This window comes from Aquabacterium sp. CECT 9606 (genome assembly GCF_918741295.1).
GTDB lineage: Bacteria > Pseudomonadota > Gammaproteobacteria > Burkholderiales > Burkholderiaceae_C > Aquabacterium.
In genome coordinates, this window is record NZ_CAKKNB010000010.1 from 1 (window position 1) to 17,984 (window position 17,984).

General features: G+C 60.7%; 15 protein-coding genes, 1 tRNA gene and 1 pseudogene. 14 read left to right on the forward strand and 3 right to left on the reverse strand.

The features are described 5' to 3' along the window. From LQ232_RS23365 to rpoC, 10 genes and pseudogenes are all read left to right on the forward strand, one after another. A pseudogene (locus LQ232_RS23365) lies at positions 1 to 131 on the forward strand (elongation factor Tu); the annotation flags it as partial. A gap of 26 nt (positions 132 to 157) precedes the next feature. Continuing rightward, positions 158 to 233 (forward strand) — tRNA-Trp (locus LQ232_RS23370). A 108-nt stretch (positions 234 to 341) separates the two neighbouring features. Beyond that, positions 342 to 725 carry a preprotein translocase subunit SecE gene (secE, locus tag LQ232_RS23375; RefSeq protein WP_230182806.1) on the forward strand — a complete coding sequence of 128 codons (384 nt, stop codon included), beginning with the start codon at positions 342 to 344 and terminating at the stop codon, positions 723 to 725. 27 nt (positions 726 to 752) lie between these two features. Further along, on the forward strand, positions 753 to 1,322 hold the full coding sequence (gene nusG, locus LQ232_RS23380) for a transcription termination/antitermination protein NusG (protein ID WP_230182807.1): 570 nt from the start codon (positions 753 to 755) through the stop codon (positions 1,320 to 1,322). A 176-nt stretch (positions 1,323 to 1,498) separates the two neighbouring features. Next, positions 1,499 to 1,930 carry a 50S ribosomal protein L11 gene (rplK, locus tag LQ232_RS23385; protein WP_230182808.1) on the forward strand — a complete coding sequence of 144 codons (432 nt, stop codon included), beginning with the start codon at positions 1,499 to 1,501 and terminating at the stop codon, positions 1,928 to 1,930. A gap of 1 nt (position 1,931) precedes the next feature. Next, a complete protein-coding gene (gene rplA / locus LQ232_RS23390; protein WP_230182809.1) occupies positions 1,932 to 2,630 on the forward strand; it encodes a 50S ribosomal protein L1 in 699 nt (232 codons plus the stop codon). 344 nt (positions 2,631 to 2,974) lie between these two features. Next, the gene (gene rplJ / locus LQ232_RS23395; RefSeq protein WP_230182810.1) at positions 2,975 to 3,535 is read left to right on the forward strand and encodes a 50S ribosomal protein L10; all 561 of its coding nucleotides are present in this window, start codon (positions 2,975 to 2,977) and stop codon (positions 3,533 to 3,535) included. Positions 3,536 to 3,586: 51 nt separating this feature from the next. Then, positions 3,587 to 3,961: a 50S ribosomal protein L7/L12 gene (gene rplL / locus LQ232_RS23400; protein ID WP_230182811.1), complete on the forward strand. Its 375-nt coding sequence runs from the start codon at positions 3,587 to 3,589 to the stop codon at positions 3,959 to 3,961. A 361-nt stretch (positions 3,962 to 4,322) separates the two neighbouring features. Next, positions 4,323 to 8,450, forward strand: coding sequence for a DNA-directed RNA polymerase subunit beta (gene rpoB, locus LQ232_RS23405; protein WP_230182812.1), 4,128 nt, complete (start codon positions 4,323 to 4,325; stop codon positions 8,448 to 8,450). Between the two features lie 20 nt (positions 8,451 to 8,470). Next, complete coding sequence (gene rpoC, locus LQ232_RS23410; RefSeq protein WP_230182813.1) at positions 8,471 to 12,718, forward strand: DNA-directed RNA polymerase subunit beta'; 4,248 nt, start codon at positions 8,471 to 8,473, stop codon at positions 12,716 to 12,718. Positions 12,719 to 12,843: 125 nt separating this feature from the next. Here rpoC and LQ232_RS23415 read toward each other — a convergent pair whose 3' ends face one another. The 3 genes from LQ232_RS23415 to LQ232_RS23425 form a co-directional block, all read right to left on the reverse strand. Further along, positions 12,844 to 13,260: an HIT domain-containing protein gene (locus tag LQ232_RS23415; protein WP_230182814.1), complete on the reverse strand. Its 417-nt coding sequence runs from the start codon at positions 13,258 to 13,260 to the stop codon at positions 12,844 to 12,846. Beyond that, positions 13,260 to 13,538 carry a hypothetical protein gene (locus LQ232_RS23420; RefSeq protein ID WP_230182815.1) on the reverse strand — a complete coding sequence of 93 codons (279 nt, stop codon included), beginning with the start codon at positions 13,536 to 13,538 and terminating at the stop codon, positions 13,260 to 13,262. Before LQ232_RS23420 ends, LQ232_RS23415 begins: the two co-directional genes overlap by 1 nt. A gap of 88 nt (positions 13,539 to 13,626) precedes the next feature. Further along, a complete protein-coding gene (locus LQ232_RS23425) occupies positions 13,627 to 14,277 on the reverse strand; it encodes a PEP-CTERM sorting domain-containing protein (protein ID WP_230182816.1) in 651 nt (216 codons plus the stop codon). A 285-nt stretch (positions 14,278 to 14,562) separates the two neighbouring features. On the opposite strand from LQ232_RS23425, the gene rpsL reads away from it, so the two are divergent. From rpsL to LQ232_RS23445, 4 genes are all read left to right on the forward strand, one after another. After that, positions 14,563 to 14,943 carry a 30S ribosomal protein S12 gene (rpsL, locus tag LQ232_RS23430; protein ID WP_230182817.1) on the forward strand — a complete coding sequence of 127 codons (381 nt, stop codon included), beginning with the start codon at positions 14,563 to 14,565 and terminating at the stop codon, positions 14,941 to 14,943. Positions 14,944 to 15,072: 129 nt separating this feature from the next. After that, positions 15,073 to 15,543, forward strand: coding sequence for a 30S ribosomal protein S7 (gene rpsG, locus LQ232_RS23435; RefSeq protein WP_230182818.1), 471 nt, complete (start codon positions 15,073 to 15,075; stop codon positions 15,541 to 15,543). A gap of 68 nt (positions 15,544 to 15,611) precedes the next feature. Beyond that, positions 15,612 to 17,714: an elongation factor G gene (gene fusA / locus LQ232_RS23440; RefSeq protein ID WP_230182819.1), complete on the forward strand. Its 2,103-nt coding sequence runs from the start codon at positions 15,612 to 15,614 to the stop codon at positions 17,712 to 17,714. Between the two features lie 125 nt (positions 17,715 to 17,839). Beyond that, a partial coding sequence (locus LQ232_RS23445; protein ID WP_230180685.1) for a GTP-binding protein occupies positions 17,840 to 17,984 on the forward strand: 145 nt, incomplete at its 3' end.

Here is a 17,984-nt window from a genome sequence, read left to right on the forward strand (position 1 = left end):
TGCCTGGCGACAACGTGTCGATCACCGTCAAGCTGATCAACCCGATCGCCATGGAAGAAGGTCTGCGTTTCGCCATCCGTGAAGGCGGCCGCACCGTCGGCGCCGGCGTGGTTGCCAAGATCCTCGCCTAATGAAGTAAACTGCTTGGTTCGTCCGTAGGGGTATAGCTCAATTGGCAGAGCGTCGGTCTCCAAAACCGAAGGTTGTAGGTTCGATTCCTACTGCCCCTGCCACCTACTGACAAACCAGCAAGACTGAAAACGCATTTCCCAGCAGCCCGCAGGCGAAGGTCGTGAAGACCTGGAAGCCCGCGGGCTTTGCCGCCTCAAACACCAACGCAAATGGCCACCTCACAAATCGAAACCGTCTCCACCAGCGCCGACAAGGCGAAGCTGGCCGCCGCCGGCCTGCTGGTCGTGGGCGGCGTGGCCGCGTTTTACCTGTTGGGCAAGCAAGACCTGTGGCTGCGCGTGGTCGTTTTGCTGGTTTTGCTGGCTGCGGCTGTGGGGGCGTTTTTCACTTCTGCCCAAGGCCGTGAACTGACCGCCTTCGGCCAGGACGCCATCAAGGAAATGCGCAAGGTGGTCTGGCCCACACGTCCAGAAGCCACCCAGATGACTTTGTACGTCTTCGCCTTCGTGGTGGTCATGGCTTTGTTCCTGTGGCTGACCGACAAGACGCTGGAATGGGTGATCTACGGCCTGATCCTCGGCTGGAAGCACTGATTCCACTATTTAAGCAAGGTTGACACCATGAGCGACGTTCAAACCAGCCCCACCACCGCCGCCCCCGCGCTGCGCTGGTATGTGGTGCACGCCTATTCCGGCATGGAAAAGGCTGTCGAGCGCAATCTGCGTGAACGCATCGACCGCGCCGGCATGCAAACCTCTTTCGGCCGCATCCTGGTGCCCACCGAAGAGGTCGTCGAAGTCAAGAACGGCAAGAAAACGGTCACTGAGCGCCGCTTCTTCCCTGGCTACGTGCTGGTCGAGATGCTGATGAGCGACGACTCCTGGCACCTGGTGAAGAACACCTCCAAGGTGACCGGTTTCGTCGGCGGCGCCAAGAATCGCCCGGTGCCCATCTCGGAAGACGAGGTCATGAAGATCGTCAACCAGATGCAGGAAGGCATTGAAAAGCCCCGGCCGAAGGTCGAGTGGGAAGTGGGCGAAGTCGTCCGCGTCAAGGAAGGTCCGTTCACGGACTTCAATGGCGCCATCGAAGACGTCAACTACGAAAAATCCAAGCTGCGCGTGTCGGTCACGATTTTCGGTCGTGCCACCCCGGTTGAGCTGGACTTCGATCAGGTCGAGAAAATCTGATCTGAAAAATCAAAGCCCCGGGCATGGGGCTGGGCATCGCAAGGTGCCTGAAAACGTGCCCCGTACCCAGACGCGAACGAGACCGCGTCAAGAGGAGCCAGGAGTTCATCTTGAACAAGCCTGGCGTTTGACTCAACCGACCTGACGTGGCCGTCGGGCGGTTCTAGGAGAAAGTTATGGCCAAGAAGATTATCGGCTTCATCAAGCTGCAAATCCCGGCAGGCAAGGCAAACCCTTCGCCTCCAATCGGTCCCGCGCTGGGTCAGCGCGGCCTGAACATCATGGAATTCTGCAAGGCGTTCAACGCCCAGACTTCCGCGATGGAACCCGGCTTGATGCTGCCCGTCGTGATCACGGCGTTCGCAGACAAGTCCTTCACCTTCATCCTCAAGACGCCGCCTGCGACCGTCCTGATCAAGAAGGCCCTGAAGCTCGAGAAGGGTTCGGCCCGTCCGCAATCTGACAAGGTTGGCAAGCTGACCCGTGCTCAGATCGAAGAAATCGCCAAGACCAAGCAAAAAGACCTGACCGCAGCCGATCTGGAAGCCGCTGTCCGGACGATCGCTGGTTCTGCCCGCTCGATGGGCGTGCTCGTGGAAGGTGCATAACATGGCTAAGCTCACCAAACGTGAAAAGACGTACGTCGGCAAGGTCGACAGCAACAAGCTGTACGCCATTGACGATGCCCTGGTCATCCTGAAGGAAACCGCTGTTGCCAAGTTCGATGAATCCATCGACGTGGCCGTGCAACTGGGCGTGGACGCCAAGAAGTCCGACCAAGTGGTTCGTGGCGCTGTCGTGTTGCCCAACGGCACCGGCAAGACCAAGCGCGTGGCCGTGTTCGCCCAAGGCGCCAAGGCTGAAGAAGCCAAGGCCGCTGGTGCCGACATCGTTGGCATGGAAGACCTGGCCGAGCAAATCAAGGGCGGCAACATCAACTTCGACGTGGTCATCGCCTCGCCGGACACGATGCGCATCGTTGGTACCCTGGGTACCATCCTGGGCCCACGCGGCCTGATGCCCAACCCCAAGGTGGGCACCGTCACCCCTGACGTCGCCACGGCCGTGAAGAACGCCAAGGCTGGTCAAGTGCAATTCCGCGTCGACAAGGCCGGCATCGTGCACGGCACCATCGGCCGCCGTTCGTTCGATTCCGACAAGCTCAAGGGCAACCTGGCTGCACTGTTGGACGCACTGACCAAGGCCAAGCCGGCTTCGAGCAAGGGCGTCTACCTGCGCAAGGTTGCCGTGTCGTCGACCATGGGCGTGGGCGTTCGCGTCGACGTCGGTTCGATCAACGTCGCCTGATCCAAACAACGCTGATCGCTGCCGCTGGCAGTGGGTTGGCCAAGCCCCGCGCGTGTCTGGCGCGGACGCTTGAAAGAAATTGGTGGGCTGTGCGCCCCAGAGGTTCAAGCCTCGAAGGTGCGCAGGCTATCAAAGACCGTAGGCGCCTGAGTTCGCAGCAGTACCGCGAGCCAGGCTTAATCCGCCAGCCTACGCAGATGGCGTACCCGCCGTTAACGGATGCTTGCCGCCAGCCATGGCGGCCAAGGGTTCCTGAGACGGAAGGTCGCTGAAACCGGGTGTGCCCGGGTGGGGTTCGGCCCTGTGGCCAAAGCCTCGCGTGGGCATGTTTTAAGGAGTGGACCTTGAGTCTCAATCGCAACGAAAAAGCAGCCGTTGTCTCGGAAGTGCAAGCCCAAGCGGCCAAAGCACAGACCCTGGCACTGGCTGAGTACCGCGGACTCACAGTGGCCCAGTTGGACACGCTGCGCAAGACCGCGCGCGCGCAAGGTGTGTATCTTCACGTGCTGAAGAACACCCTGGCTCGCCGCGCTGTTGCCGGCACGTCCTTCGAGGTGGTCACCGAGAGCATGAGCGGCCCGCTGATCTATGGCTTCTCCGAAGATGCCGTGGCAGCTGCCAAAGTCATCGCTGACTTTGCCAAGACCAACGACAAGTTGGTGATCAAGGCTGGTGCTTACGCAGGCAAGGCGCTCGACGCCAATGCCGTGAAAGCCCTGGCTGCGATCCCGACCAAGGAAGTCTTGCTGGCCCAAATTTGTGGCTTGCTGCAATCGCCCGTCTCGCGTTTCGCACGCGTTCTGGCTGCTGTGGCCGATCAAAAGGGCGCTGGCGCCGCACCTGCCGCCGAAGCCGAAGCAGCACCCGCTGCCGACGCTCCTGCCGCAGAAGCACCTGCAGCCTGATCGCTCGCTCAATCCGTATTCATCCAATTCAACCGATTTTAGGAACCCAAAATGGCTTTCGATAAAGACGCATTCATCACCGCCCTGGACAGCATGTCCGTCATGGAACTCAACGACCTGGTCAAGGCCATCGAAGAGAAGTTCGGCGTGTCGGCAGCTGCCATGGCTGCTCCCGCAGCTGGCGGCGGCGGCGCTGCTGCTGCCGTTGAAGAGAAGACCGAATTCAACGTCGTTCTGCTCGAAGCTGGCGCCAACAAGGTCGGCGTCATCAAGGCCGTGCGCGAACTGACAGGCCTGGGCCTGAAGGAAGCCAAGGACTTGGTCGACGGCGCTCCCAAGAACGTCAAGGAAGCAGTGCCCAAGGCCGACGCCGAAGCCGCTGTCAAGAAGCTGGTGGAAGCCGGCGCCAAGGCCGAAGTCAAGTAATTCTTGGTTTCGCAGGCAGGCTGGCGGCCCTCAAAGGTCGCCAGCCTTTCTCGCTTCAAGGGTATCTGCCCTTGAGGGCACCCGAAAGGGCCTTCTGCGTTAGACTGGAAGGCTTTTTCGAGTGTTCTCTGAACCGACTGCAGAGAACCGGTTTGGTCGAGCCGGGGTGTCACATCATCATTGCACAAGCATTGATGATCGCAAAATGCCCTGGTTGTCTGCCAGCGGTTGGTAGTGGCCAACCACCAAGCCTCGGATGCAATGTCCGACTGGCCAGTCGCCGAACGATGAGCCGCACCTTGGCCGAGGTGCGTCTTTGATTCGCACCGGGTACCCAGAAGGGGCCCGAAACGGAGAGTTTATGGCGCAAGCAACCCCCTACAGCTACACCGAGCGCAAGCGAGTTCGCAAGAGCTTTGGCAAGCGCGGCAGCGTATTGAATGTTCCTTACCTGCTGACGATGCAGAAGGATTCTTACGTGGCTTTCCTGCAAAAGGACGTGCCGCCGCAAAAACGCAAACCCGAAGGTTTGCAAGCCGCCTTCTTGTCCGCGTTCCCCATTGTTTCGCACAATGGTTTCGTGGAGATGAAATTCATCGAATTCAACATTGCCAAGCCGACGTTCGACGTCCGCGAGTGCCAGCAACGGGGCTTGACCTTCGCCGCCGCCGTGCGCGCGAAGTTGCAGATGATCATCTATGACCGTGAGACCTCGACTTCGCAGTCCAAGGTGGTCAAGGAAGTGAAAGAGCAAGAGGTCTACATGGGCGAAGTGCCCCTGATGACCGACTACGGCTCCTTCATCATCAACGGCACCGAGCGCGTCATCGTGTCTCAGCTGCACCGTTCGCCTGGCGTGTTCTTCGAGCACGACAAGGGCAAGACGCACTCGTCCGGCAAGCTGCTGTTCAGCGCGCGCATCATCCCCTACCGTGGTTCCTGGCTCGACTTCGAGTTCGACCCCAAGGACCTGCTGTACTTCCGCGTGGACCGTCGCCGCAAGATGCCCGTGACGACCCTGCTGAAGGCGATCGGCATGAACCCGGAGCAAATCCTGGCCACGTTCTTCCAGAACGACCAGTTCAAGCTCATGGACGCCGGGGCGCAAATGGCCTACGTGCCTGAGCGCCTGAAGGGCGAAGTTGCCCGCTTCGACATCACCGACAAGTCGGGTTCGGTCGTGGTCGAGAAAGACAAGCGCATCACCGCGCGCCACACCCGCGCGCTTGAGCAGTCCGGTACCACGCACATCACCGTGCCAGAAGACTTCCTGCTGGGCCGCGTGTTGGCCAAGAACCAGATCGATCCGGACACTGGCGAGATCATCGCCAAGGCCAACGAAGAGCTGACCGAGCTGCTGCTCAAGAAGCTGCGCACGGCTGGCATCAAGGAAATCGACTGCCTGTTCACCAATGAGCTGGACCAGGGTGCGTACATCTCGCAAACCTTGGCCACCGATGAAACGGCCGACGAGCTGGCTGCCCGGGTCGCCATCTACCGCATGATGCGCCCCGGCGAGCCGCCCACCGAAGACGCCGTGCAGGCCTTGTTCCAGCGCCTGTTCTACAGCGCCGACACGTACGACCTGTCGCGCGTGGGCCGCATGAAGTTCAACGCCCGCATCGGCCGCGACGGTTCCGAAGGCGCGATGACCTTGTCCAACGACGACATCCTGTCGGTCGTGAAGATCCTGGTCGAGCTGCGCAATGGCCGTGGCGAAGTCGATGACATCGACCACTTGGGCAACCGCCGCGTGCGTTGCGTGGGCGAGCTGGCCGAAAACCAGTACCGCTCAGGCTTGGCGCGCATTGAAAAGGCTGTGAAGGAACGTCTGGGCCAGGCCGAGACCGAAGCCTTGATGCCGCACGACCTGATCAACTCCAAGCCGATCTCGGCTGCTTTGAAGGAGTTCTTCGGTGCGTCGCAGCTGTCGCAGTTCATGGACCAGACCAACCCCCTGTCGGAAATCACGCACAAGCGTCGCGTCTCGGCCCTGGGCCCGGGCGGTCTGACCCGCGAACGCGCCGGCTTCGAAGTGCGCGACGTGCACCCGACCCACTACGGCCGTGTGTGCCCGATCGAAACCCCTGAAGGCCCGAACATTGGTCTGATCAACTCGCTGGCTTTGTACGCGCAGTTGAACGACTACGGCTTCCTGGAAACGCCGTATCGCCGCGTGATCGACAGCAAGGTGACGATGCAGATCGATTACCTGTCGGCCATCGAAGAAGGCAAGTACATCATCGCCCAGGCCAATGCCTCGCTGGGTGCCGATGGCCGCCTGACCGACGAGCTGGTGTCGGCGCGTGAACACGGTGAATCCGTGTTGACCTCGCCCGAACGCATCCAGTACATGGACGTGGCCCCCACGCAGATCGTGTCGGTCGCCGCCTCGCTCGTGCCCTTCCTGGAGCACGACGATGCGAACCGCGCGCTGATGGGCGCCAACATGCAGCGTCAAGCAGTGCCAGTGCTGCGCCCTGAAAAGGCCTTGGTCGGCACGGGCGTCGAGCGCGTGGCCGCCAAGGACTCGGGCACCGTCGTGGCTGCTCGCCGTGGTGGCGTGGTCGATTACGTGGACACGAACCGCATCGTGATCCGCGTGAACGACGATGAGACCGTGGCTGGCGAAGTCGGCGTCGACATCTACAACCTGATCAAGTACCAGCGTTCCAACCAGAACACCAGCATCCACCAACGTCCCATCGTCAAGCGTGGCGACAGCGTGGCGGCCGAGGACATCATCGCTGACGGTGCCTCCACCGACATCGGCGAGCTGGCCCTGGGCCAGAACATGCTGGTCGCGTTCATGCCCTGGAACGGCTACAACTTCGAAGACTCGATCCTGATCTCCGAACGCGTGGTCGCCGAAGACCGCTACACCTCGATCCACATCGAGGAACTGGTGGTGATGGCCCGCGACACCAAGCTGGGTTCCGAAGAAATCACGCGCGACATCCCGAACCTGTCCGAGAACCAGTTGGCTCGTCTGGATGAATCGGGCATCGTCTACGTGGGCGCCGAAGTCGGCCCCGGCGACGTGCTGGTCGGCAAGGTCACACCCAAGGGCGAAACCACGCTGACGCCTGAAGAGAAGCTGCTTCGCGCCATCTTCGGCGAGAAGGCGTCCGACGTGAAGGACACTTCGCTGCGCGTGGACCAAGGCACCTCGGGCACCGTCATCGACGTGCAGGTCTTCACCCGTGAAGGCATCGTCCGTGACAAGCGCGCGCAACAGATCATCGACGATGAACTGAAGCGTTTCCGCCTGGACCTGAACGACCAGCTGCGCATCGTGGAAGCCGACGCCTTCGACCGGATCAAGAAGCTGCTGATCGGCAAGCCTGCCAATGGCGGCCCGAACAAGCTGGCCAAGGGCACGGCGATCGACGAGGCCTACCTGGCCACGGTCGAGAAGTTCCACTGGTTCGACATCCGTCCAGAAGATGGCGACATCGCCAACCAGCTGGAATCGATCAAGAACTCGCTGGAACAAACCCGCCACAGCTTCGACCTGCACTTTGAAGAAAAGCGCAAGAAGTTGACGCAAGGCGACGAGCTGCCCGCTGGCGTGCTCAAGATGGTCAAGGTTCACCTGGCCGTCAAGCGTCGCTTGCAGCCTGGTGACAAGATGGCTGGCCGTCACGGCAACAAGGGTGTGGTCTCCCGCATCCTGCCCGTCGAAGACATGCCTTACATGGCCGATGGCACGCCGTGTGACGTCTGCCTGAACCCGCTGGGCGTGCCTTCGCGGATGAACGTGGGCCAGGTGCTGGAAGTGCACTTGGGCTGGGCCGGCAAGGGCATTGGCCAACGCATCGGCGACATGCTCCAGAAGGAAGTCGCGGCTGCAGAGCTGCGCAAGTTCCTCGACGAGCTGTACAACCAGTCTGGTGGCAAGACCGAAGACCTGTCGCAACTGTCCGACGACGAAGTGCGCGAGATGGCCGGCAACCTGGTCAAGGGCGTGCCCTTCGCCACGCCGGTGTTCGACGGTGCCAAGGAGGCCGAAATCCGCGCCATGCTGCAGTTGGCCTATCCGGCCGACATCGCCAAGGCCAAGGGCCTGACGCCGACCCGCACGCAAGCGCAACTGTATGACGGCCGCACCGGCGAAGCTTTCGAGCGCGCCACCACGGTGGGTTACATGCACGTGCTCAAGCTGCACCATTTGGTCGACGACAAGATGCACGCCCGCTCGACCGGTCCTTACTCGCTCGTCACGCAGCAGCCGCTGGGTGGTAAGGCGCAGTTCGGTGGTCAGCGCTTCGGTGAAATGGAAGTGTGGGCCCTGGAAGCGTATGGCGCCTCCTACGTCCTGCAGGAAATGCTCACCGTGAAGTCCGATGACGTGAATGGCCGTACCAAGGTGTACGAAAACATCGTCAAGGGCGAGCACGCGATCGAAGCCGGCATGCCTGAGTCGTTCAACGTTCTTGTCAAGGAAATCCGTTCCTTGGGCATCGACATTGAACTTGAACGCAACTGAACGAAAAGGAATAGAAGACCATGAAAGGTTTACTCGACCTGTTCAAGCAATTCACCCCTGATGAGCATTTCGATGCCATCCGGATCGGCCTGGCTTCACCGGAGAAAATCCGCAGCTGGTCGTTTGGTGAAGTGAAGAAGCCCGAGACCATCAACTACCGGACTTTCAAGCCCGAGCGTGATGGCCTGTTCTGCGCCAAGATCTTTGGCCCCATCAAGGACTACGAGTGCCTGTGCGGCAAGTACAAGCGCCTGAAGCACCGCGGTGTCATCTGCGAGAAGTGCGGCGTCGAAGTCACGCAGACCAAGGTTCGCCGTGACCGCATGGGTCACATTGACCTGGCGGCGCCCTGCGCGCACATCTGGTTCCTGAAGTCGCTGCCATCGCGTCTGGGCCTGGTCCTGGACATGACCCTGCGCGACATCGAACGCGTGCTGTACTTCGAAGCGTATGTGGTCGTTGACCCAGGCATGACCCCGCTGAAGAAGTTCAGCATCATGTCCGAGGACGACTACGACACCAAGCGTGTCGAGTACGGTGACGAGTTCATCGCGCTGATGGGCGCCGAAGGCATCCAGAAGCTCCTGGCCGAGATGGACCTGGACGTCGAGATCGAAAAGATCCGCAACGACCAGACCGGTTCCGAGCTGAAGATCAAGAAGAACTCCAAGCGCCTGAAGGTCATGGAAGCCTTCAAGAAGTCGGGCATCAAGCCCAACTGGATGGTGCTGGAAGTGCTGCCCGTGTTGCCACCGGACCTGCGTCCGCTGGTGCCGCTGGATGGCGGCCGCTTCGCCACGTCCGACTTGAACGACCTGTACCGCCGCGTCATCAACCGCAACAACCGCCTGGCGCGTTTGTTGGAGTTGAAGGCCCCGGAAATCATTGTGCGCAACGAAAAGCGCATGCTGCAAGAGTCGGTCGATTCGCTGCTGGACAACGGTCGTCGCGGCAAGGCCATGACGGGCGCCAACAAGCGTGCGTTGAAGTCGCTGGCCGACATGATCAAGGGCAAGTCGGGTCGCTTCCGCCAGAATCTGCTGGGCAAGCGCGTCGACTACTCCGGTCGTTCCGTGATCACCGTGGGCCCGACCCTGAAGCTGCACCAGTGCGGTCTGCCGAAGCTGATGGCGCTTGAACTGTTCAAGCCCTTCATCTTCTCGCGCCTGGAAGCCATGGGCATCGCCACGACCATCAAGGCCGCCAAGAAGGAAGTCGAATCCGGCACGCCCGTGGTTTGGGACATCCTGGAAGAGGTCATCAAAGAGCACCCCGTGATGCTGAACCGTGCGCCTACGCTGCACCGTTTGGGCATCCAGGCCTTTGAGCCCGTGCTGATCGAAGGCAAGGCCATCCAGCTGCACCCACTCGTTTGTGCGGCCTTCAACGCCGACTTCGACGGTGACCAGATGGCTGTTCACGTGCCGTTGTCGATCGAAGCACAGATGGAAGCCCGCACGCTGATGCTGGCTTCGAACAACATCCTGTTCCCGGCCAACGGCGAGCCCTCCATCGTCCCGTCGCAAGACGTGGTGCTGGGCCTGTACTACGCCACCCGCGAGCGCATCAATGGCAAGGGCGAAGGCCTGGTCTTCTCCGACCTCATCGAAGTGCAGCGCGCGCTGGACAACCACGTGGTCGAGATCACCGCCAAGATCGCGGTGCGCCTGACCGAATGGACCCGCGACAAGGAATCCGGCGAGTTCGTGCCCGAGACCAAGCTGGTGGACACGACCGTCGGTCGTGCGCTGTTGTCTGAAATCCTGCCCAAGGGCCTGCCTTTCAGCAACATCAACAAGGCGCTGAAGAAGAAAGAAATTTCTCGCCTGATCAGCACCTCGTTCCGCAAGTGCGGCCTGAAAGAGACCGTCGTGTTCGCCGACAAGCTGTTGCAAAACGGCTTCCGCCTGGCCACGCGCGCCGGTATCTCGATCGCCATCGACGACATGCTGGTGCCCAAGGAAAAGCCCGCTCTGATCGAGCGCGCCGAGAAAGAAGTCAAAGAGATCCAGCAGCAGTACGTGTCGGGTCTGGTGACGTCTGGCGAGCGCTACAACAAGGTCGTGGACATCTGGGGCAAGACCGGCGACGAAGTCGGCAAGGTCATGATGTCGCAGCTGTCCAAGCAAAAGGTGCTGGACCGCCATGGCAAGGAAGTCGACCAGGAGTCCTTCAACTCCATCTACATGATGGCCGACTCGGGTGCGCGTGGCTCTGCCGCGCAGATCCGCCAGTTGTCCGGCATGCGGGGTCTGATGGCCAAACCTGACGGCTCGATCATTGAAACCCCCATCACGGCGAACTTCCGTGAAGGCCTCAATGTGTTGCAGTACTTCATCTCCACCCACGGTGCGCGTAAGGGCCTGGCCGACACGGCCTTGAAGACCGCGAACTCGGGTTACCTGACACGCCGCCTGGTCGACGTGACGCAAGACTTGGTGGTCACCACCGTCGATTGCGGCACCGACCAAGGCATCGCCACGCGTGCGCTGGTGGAAGGTGGTGAAGTCATCGAATCGTTGCGCGACCGCATCCTGGGTCGTGTGGCAGCCATCGACATCCTGCACCCCGAGAACCAGCTCATGCTCGTCCCGGCCGGCACCATGCTGGACGAAGACGTGCTGGAGATCTTCGAAGCCGCTGGCGTCGACGAAGTCAAGGTTCGCACGCCACTGACTTGCGGCACGCGCTTCGGCCTGTGCGCCAAGTGCTATGGCCGCGACCTGGGCCGTGGCGGTCTGGTGAACACCGGTGAAGCTGTGGGCGTGATCGCCGCGCAGTCCATTGGCGAGCCCGGCACGCAGCTGACCATGCGGACCTTCCACATCGGTGGCGCCGCATCGCGCGCCGCCGTGGCTTCCAGTGTGGACGCCAAGTCGGACGGCATCATCGGCTTCAATGCCACGATGCGCTACGTCACGAACGGCAAGGGCGAGCTGGTGGTGATTTCGCGTTCCGGCGAAATCATCATCTCCGACCAGCACGGCCGTGAGCGTGAGCGCCACAAGGTGCCTTACGGCGCCCTGCTGAGCGTGAAGGCTGACCAGCAAGTCAAGGTCGGCCTGATCCTGGCCACCTGGGATCCGCTGACCCGCCCGATCATCACCGAGTTCGCTGGTAAAGCCCGCTTCGAGAACGTCGAAGAAGGCGTGACCGTGGCCAAGCAATTGGACGAAGTCACCGGCTTGTCGACCCTGGTCGTGATCGATCCCAAGCGCCGTGGCGCCGCCAAGGTCATCCGTCCTCAGGTCAAGCTGCTCGATGCCGCTGGCCAGGAAGTCAAGATCCCTGGTACTGACCACGCCGTGACCATCGGCTTCCAGGTCGGTTCGCTGATCCAGATCCGCGACGGTCAAGACCTGTTCCCAGGCGAAGTGCTGGCACGTATCCCGGTCGAAGGCCAGAAGACCCGTGACATCACCGGCGGTCTGCCGCGTGTGGCCGAGTTGTTCGAAGCCCGTTCGCCCAAGGACAAGGGCACCCTGGCTGAAATCACCGGCACGGTGTCCTTCGGCAAGGAAACCAAGGGCAAGGTCCGCTTGCAGATCACCGACCCCGATGGCGTGGTCCACGAAGAACTCGTGCTCAAGGAAAAGAACATCCTGGTGCACGAAGGCCAAGTGGTCAACAAGGGCGAGTCCATCGTCGACGGTCCCGCAGACCCGCAAGACATCTTGCGCCTGCTGGGCATCGAAGAGCTGGCCCGCTACATCGTCGACGAAGTGCAGGACGTCTACCGTTTGCAAGGCGTGAAGATCAACGACAAGCACATCCAGGTGATCGTTCGCCAGATGCTGCGCCGTGTTCAGATCGTCAACCCAGGCGATTCGACCTACATTCCCGGCGAGCAAGTCGAGCGTTCGGAACTGCTGGACACCAACGACCGCCTGCGTTCGGAAGACAAGACCGTCGTCACCTACAACGACGTGCTGCTGGGCATCACCAAGGCCTCGCTGTCGACCGACTCCTTCATCTCGGCCGCTTCCTTCCAGGAAACGACCCGCGTGCTCACCGAGGCTGCCATCATGGGCAAGCGCGACGAGCTGCGTGGCTTGAAGGAAAACGTGATCGTGGGTCGCCTGATCCCCGCCGGTACCGGTTTGGCTTTCCACCAGGCCCGCAAGGCCAAGGAAGAGATGGACGACTCCGAACGCCGCGCCATCTCCATGCAGGAAGCGCAGGAGCGCGCCGCCATGGAGCTGACCGCGCTGGAAGAAAGCGCCACGGCCGACGGTGGCGACGAGCCAGCAACGCCAGCTGCCGAGTGATCACGAGCGGGCCGGCGACGGTCCGCTTCAGCTCACAGGCGCGTACAAGCGCCCAACAAAAAGCGCCAGGGTTTCAAAGCCCTGGCGCTTTTTTCATGCCCGATTGAAAAGCGTGGCGCACCCGCTCAGAACGCCGCCCGTATCTTCTCGGCGATGGCCTGCAGCTTGGCCTGGTCTTCCATCTTCGAGGCGTGCCCCTTGCCCATCGCGCCCAGGGAGCTGGGCAAGACATGCACGTGGTAATGCGGCACGGTCTGGCCCGCGGCGGCCCCATTGAGCTGGAAGATCACGATGCCTGGCGCGTCCATCGCCTTCTTGACGGCCGCCGCCACCTTCTTGGCCGTCTTGATGCACGCCGCGGCGCTGTCGTCCGACAACTCCAGCAGCGTCTCGGCGCCCTCTTTGGGGATCACCAGCGCGTGGCCATCGGCCTGCGGCATGATGTCCATGAACGACAGCGTGTGCTCGTCTTCGTACAGCTTGATGCAAGGGATCTCGCCGCGCAGGATCTTGGCGAAGATGTTCTGGGGGTCATAAGCCATCACATCACCTCTTCGATGGCGGCGGTGGTGTTCACCGCGTGTTCGGCGATCTGGTCGGAGCTCATGGCCACCACGCTCAGGGGGTAAGTGCCCGACACCACGCCCCGGTACCAGATTTCAACGCCCACCACGCTGGGCGCCAGGCCTTCAACTGCCGAGACAATGGTCTCGAGCACCGAACTCAGACCGGCGTCTCCGAAGAGTGTCTCGCCATGGTCGGTCACCCGGTACTCGTACGTGCCCGGTTCATACTGGTCAATTTCAATCCGCACGATCATCGCGACTCCTTGTTGAGCCGAGATTGTCTCGCGTCAAGCCGCGGGTGCCAAATGGCCGGGCCGCCAGGCGGCCAGCGCAAGTGGTTTTTCAGGCGGCGGTGTTGCGGCCTGAGGCGCGGCGTGCCGTGAAGGCGATGCCGGCCAGACCCAGACCCATCAACAGCACGGTGGTGGGTTCGGGCACGGCCGCCGTGGCGCCAATGCCCGCCAGGCGGAATGAGGACAGGGTGCCCACGCTGGTGATCTTGAACACCGTGCCGGTGGGGGCAGTCGCGCCCGACCAGGAGAAAGTGTTCACCAGCAGGCCGTGGTCATTGTTGGTGCCCAGGGCGAACGACTGGTTGCCCCAGGTCAGGGTGGCCTGGTCGATGGGCCCGAACAAGCCGTTCTCCCAGAGCGAAAACCCCAAGGCATCCAGTTTGACTGACTTGTTGAAGGTCAGCTCCAGGGATTCGGCCGAGCCGCCGAACAAGCTGTCGACGTCGGTGGAGTCCAGGCCGCCGCCATAGGCACCCAGGCCATCAAAGCGCTTGGCCAGGGACAACAACTTGCCCGTGTCGTCGTAGGCGCGGATCGTCACGGCCAAAGAGCCATTGATGAAGGTGGGCGCCACACTCACTTCATCGGTCAATGGGCCATTGCCGTAAAACTGGAAGGTGCTTGCCGATGCCTGCGCTGAAATGGGGGCCAGGGCCGCGAGGGCCAGGACGCCGCCCAGGACGTGGGACTTTGCAAGCATGATTTTTCCTTCACTTCCAGTGGTTACCCTTGAATGTAACCCTTTCGGGTTAGTTTGGCAGCACCATGATGAGGGGGTGGAAACCCGGACACCAAGTGGTGCTGATGGCTGATCTGAGGCGCCCCTTGCCACCAACCCCTCATCGGTTCTACAATGGAAGGCTTTTCGGCTTTCGCATCGGTGCATTTTTAATGAAGCACCTTGGGCGAGGGCCGTTTTGTGCTTGCCTTTAAGTGTTGTCAACGAACGCTTGCAAGGTGAATTTATCAACGGGAACCTACCAAAATGCCAACGATCAATCAGCTCGTTCGCCATGGCCGCAAGGTCGAGGTGACGAAATCCAAATCGCCTGCGATGCAAAATTGCCCGCAGCGTCGTGGCGTGTGCACCCGCGTGTACACCACCACGCCTAAGAAGCCTAACTCCGCTCTGCGTAAGGTCGCCAAGGTGCGCCTGACCAACGGTTTTGAGGTCATCTCCTACATCGGCGGTGAAGGCCACAACCTGCAAGAACACAGCGTCGTGCTGGTTCGCGGCGGTCGTGTCAAGGACTTGCCCGGTGTGCGTTACCACATCGTGCGTGGCTCGCTCGACTTGCAAGGCGTGAAAGACCGCAAGCAATCGCGCTCCAAGTACGGTGCCAAGCGCCCCAAGAAGACCAAATAAAGTCTTTGAAGAAAAGTGGCGGTGGTTTGGGCGGTGTGCCCGTAGCCATCGAGTAAGTGGAGTGTTGATGACAACCTCCGCGATGTGGGTCGAAAGCCCTCATCAACTGAAGCATTGAAAGGAAACGAAATGCCTCGTCGTCGTGAAGTACCCAAGCGTGACATCCTCCCCGATCCCAAATTCGGAAGTGTCGATCTGTCCAAGTTCATGAACGTCATCATGGAATCGGGCAAGAAGGCCGTTGCCGAACGCATCATCTACGGTGCGCTCGAGCAAGTCGAAAAGAAGGCCGGCAAGGATCCGCTGGAGATTTTCAACATCGCTCTTAACAACATCAAGCCTATGGTCGAGGTCAAGTCTCGCCGTGTGGGTGGTGCGAACTACCAGGTTCCCGTTGAAGTTCGCCCCTCCCGCCGTGTGGCCCTTGCCATGCGCTGGTTGAAAGAGTCGTCGCGCAAGCGTTCCGAAAAGTCGATGGCCCAACGTCTGGCCAACGAGCTGCTCGAAGCGTCCGAAGGTCGCGGCGGCGCGATGAAGAAGCGTGATGAAGTCCACCGCATGGCTGAAGCCAACAAGGCGTTCTCGCACTTCCGCTTCTGATCCACCCGCAGTAATGCAAAAAAGCTGCCTGCACTGGTTGCAGGCAGCGTGATTTTTGGAGTCACACCATGTCCCGCAAGACCCCGATTGAGCGCTACCGCAACATTGGTATCTCGGCTCACATCGACGCTGGCAAGACCACGACGACCGAGCGCATCCTGTTCTACACAGGCGTGAACCACAAGATTGGTGAAGTGCACGAAGGCGCCGCCACCATGGATTGGATGGAGCAGGAGCAAGAGCGCGGCATCACGATCACGTCGGCCGCGACGACCTGTTTCTGGAAGGGCATGGACATGTCCTACCCTGAACACCGTTTCAACATCATCGACACCCCCGGACACGTGGACTTCACCATTGAAGTCGAACGGTCGATGCGCGTGCTCGACGGTGCCTGCATGGTTTACTGCGCTGTGGGTGGTGTTCAGCCCCAGTCCGAAACCGTGTGGCGTCAGGCGAACAAGTATGGCGTGCCTCGCCTGTCCTTCGTCAACAAGATGGACCGCACTGGTGCCAACTTCTTCAAGGTCTACGACCAGCTGAAGCTGCGTCTGAAGGCCAACCCCGTGCCCGTGGTGATCCCCATTGGTGCTGAAGAAAACTTCCAGGGCGTGGTCGACCTGCTCAAGATGAAGGCCATCTATTGGGATGAAGCCTCGCAGGGCATGAAGTTCGACTACCGCGAGATCCCCGAAGAGCTCAAGGCCGACGCCCAGAAGTGGCGTGAAAGCATGGTCGAGGCCGCCGCCGAAGCCAATGAAGAGCTGATGAACAAGTACCTGGAAACGGGCGACTTGAGCGAAGAAGAGATCAAGCTGGCCCTGCGCACACGCACCATCGCCTGCGAAATCCAGCCCATGCTCTGCGGCACCGCCTTCAAGAACAAGGGCGTGCAACGCATGCTCGACGCGGTCATCGACTACCTGCCTTCGCCCATCGACATCCCGCCTGTTGAGGGCACGGACGACGACGACCAACCCACCAGCCGCAAGCCTGACGACAACGAAAAGTTCTCGGCCCTGGCCTTCAAGCTGATGACCGACCCCTACGTTGGTCAGCTGACTTTCGTGCGCGTGTACTCGGGCATCCTGAACTCCGGCGACTCGGTCTACAACCCCATCAAGGGCAAGAAAGAGCGCATCGGCCGGATCCTGCAGATGCACGCCAACCAGCGTGAAGAAATCAAGGAAATCGTGGCCGGCGACATCGCCGCTTGCGTGGGTCTGAAAGACGTCACCACTGGCGAAACCTTGTGTGATGGCGACAACATCATCACCCTGGAAAAGATGGTCTTCCCCGAGCCCGTGATCGCACAGGCCGTGGAACCCAAGACCAAGGCCGACCAGGAAAAGATGGGCATCGCCCTGTCGCGCCTGGCCGCCGAAGATCCTTCCTTCCGCGTCAAGACGGACGAAGAATCGGGTCAGACCATCATCGCCGGCATGGGCGAGTTGCACCTGGAAATCATCGTCGACCGCATGAAGCGCGAATTCGGCGTGGAAGCCAACGTCGGCAAGCCCCAAGTGGCCTACCGTGAAACCATCCGCAAGAAGGTCACGGACGTCGAAGGCAAGTTCGTTCGCCAGTCCGGTGGTAAGGGTCAATACGGCCACGTCGTGCTGACCGTCGAACCGCAAGAACCCGGCAAGGGCTTCGAGTTCGTCGACGCCATCAAGGGTGGTGTGGTGCCTCGCGAGTTCATCCCCGCGGTTGAAAAGGGCGTCATCGACTCCCTGACCAACGGCGTGCTGGCCGGCTACCCCGTCGTCGACCTGAAGGTCACCCTGACCTTCGGTTCGTACCACGATGTGGACTCGAACGAAAACGCGTTCAAGATGGCCGCTTCGATGGGTTTCAAGGACGGCTGCCGCAAGGCCTCGCCCGTGATCCTCGAGCCCATGATGGCCGTTGAAGTTGAAACGCCGGAAGACTATGCTGGTACCGTGATGGGCGATTTGTCCTCGCGTCGCGGCATGGTGCAAGGCATGGACGACATGGTCGGCGGCGGCAAGGTCATCAAGGCCGAAGTTCCCCTGTCGGAAATGTTCGGCTACTCGACTTCGCTGCGTTCAGCTACCCAAGGTCGTGCTACTTACTCCATGGAGTTCAAGCACTACTCTGAAGCGCCCAAGAACGTGGCCGACGCGATCATCACCGCTCGCGGCAAGTAAGCAGTAAAAATCAAAGCCGGTCTTCGGCGGCAAGGCGCTCACTGCCTGTGGTGAGCGACCAACCTTCCGCCGGAAACCTTAAACCCCTGCACAGGCAACTGTTCTTTGCTCTCTAGGAGATTGAAATGGCAAAAGGTAAATTCGAACGGACCAAGCCGCACGTCAACGTCGGCACGATCGGTCACGTTGACCACGGCAAGACCACGCTGACAGCAGCGATCACCACCGTTCTGTCCAAGAAGTTTGGTGGCGAGGCCAAGGCCTACGACA

Excerpts from the sequence above, each read along its gene's own strand:
- rpsL (WP_230182817.1), top strand. The coding sequence starts at position 14,563 with ATGCCAACGATCAATCAGCTCGTTCGCCATGGCCGCAAGGTCGAGGTG.
- rplL (WP_230182811.1), top strand. The coding sequence starts at position 3,587 with ATGGCTTTCGATAAAGACGCATTCATCACCGCCCTGGACAGCATGTCC.
- LQ232_RS23425 (WP_230182816.1), bottom strand. The coding sequence starts at position 14,277 with ATGCTTGCAAAGTCCCACGTCCTGGGCGGCGTCCTGGCCCTCGCGGCC.
- LQ232_RS23415 (WP_230182814.1), bottom strand. The coding sequence starts at position 13,260 with ATGGCTTATGACCCCCAGAACATCTTCGCCAAGATCCTGCGCGGCGAG.
- secE (WP_230182806.1), top strand. The coding sequence starts at position 342 with ATGGCCACCTCACAAATCGAAACCGTCTCCACCAGCGCCGACAAGGCG.
- rplA (WP_230182809.1), top strand. The coding sequence starts at position 1,932 with ATGGCTAAGCTCACCAAACGTGAAAAGACGTACGTCGGCAAGGTCGAC.
- LQ232_RS23420 (WP_230182815.1), bottom strand. The coding sequence starts at position 13,538 with ATGATCGTGCGGATTGAAATTGACCAGTATGAACCGGGCACGTACGAG.
- nusG (WP_230182807.1), top strand. The coding sequence starts at position 753 with ATGAGCGACGTTCAAACCAGCCCCACCACCGCCGCCCCCGCGCTGCGC.
- rpoC (WP_230182813.1), top strand. The coding sequence starts at position 8,471 with ATGAAAGGTTTACTCGACCTGTTCAAGCAATTCACCCCTGATGAGCAT.
- fusA (WP_230182819.1), top strand. The coding sequence starts at position 15,612 with ATGTCCCGCAAGACCCCGATTGAGCGCTACCGCAACATTGGTATCTCG.
- rpsG (WP_230182818.1), top strand. The coding sequence starts at position 15,073 with ATGCCTCGTCGTCGTGAAGTACCCAAGCGTGACATCCTCCCCGATCCC.
- rpoB (WP_230182812.1), top strand. The coding sequence starts at position 4,323 with ATGGCGCAAGCAACCCCCTACAGCTACACCGAGCGCAAGCGAGTTCGC.
- rplK (WP_230182808.1), top strand. The coding sequence starts at position 1,499 with ATGGCCAAGAAGATTATCGGCTTCATCAAGCTGCAAATCCCGGCAGGC.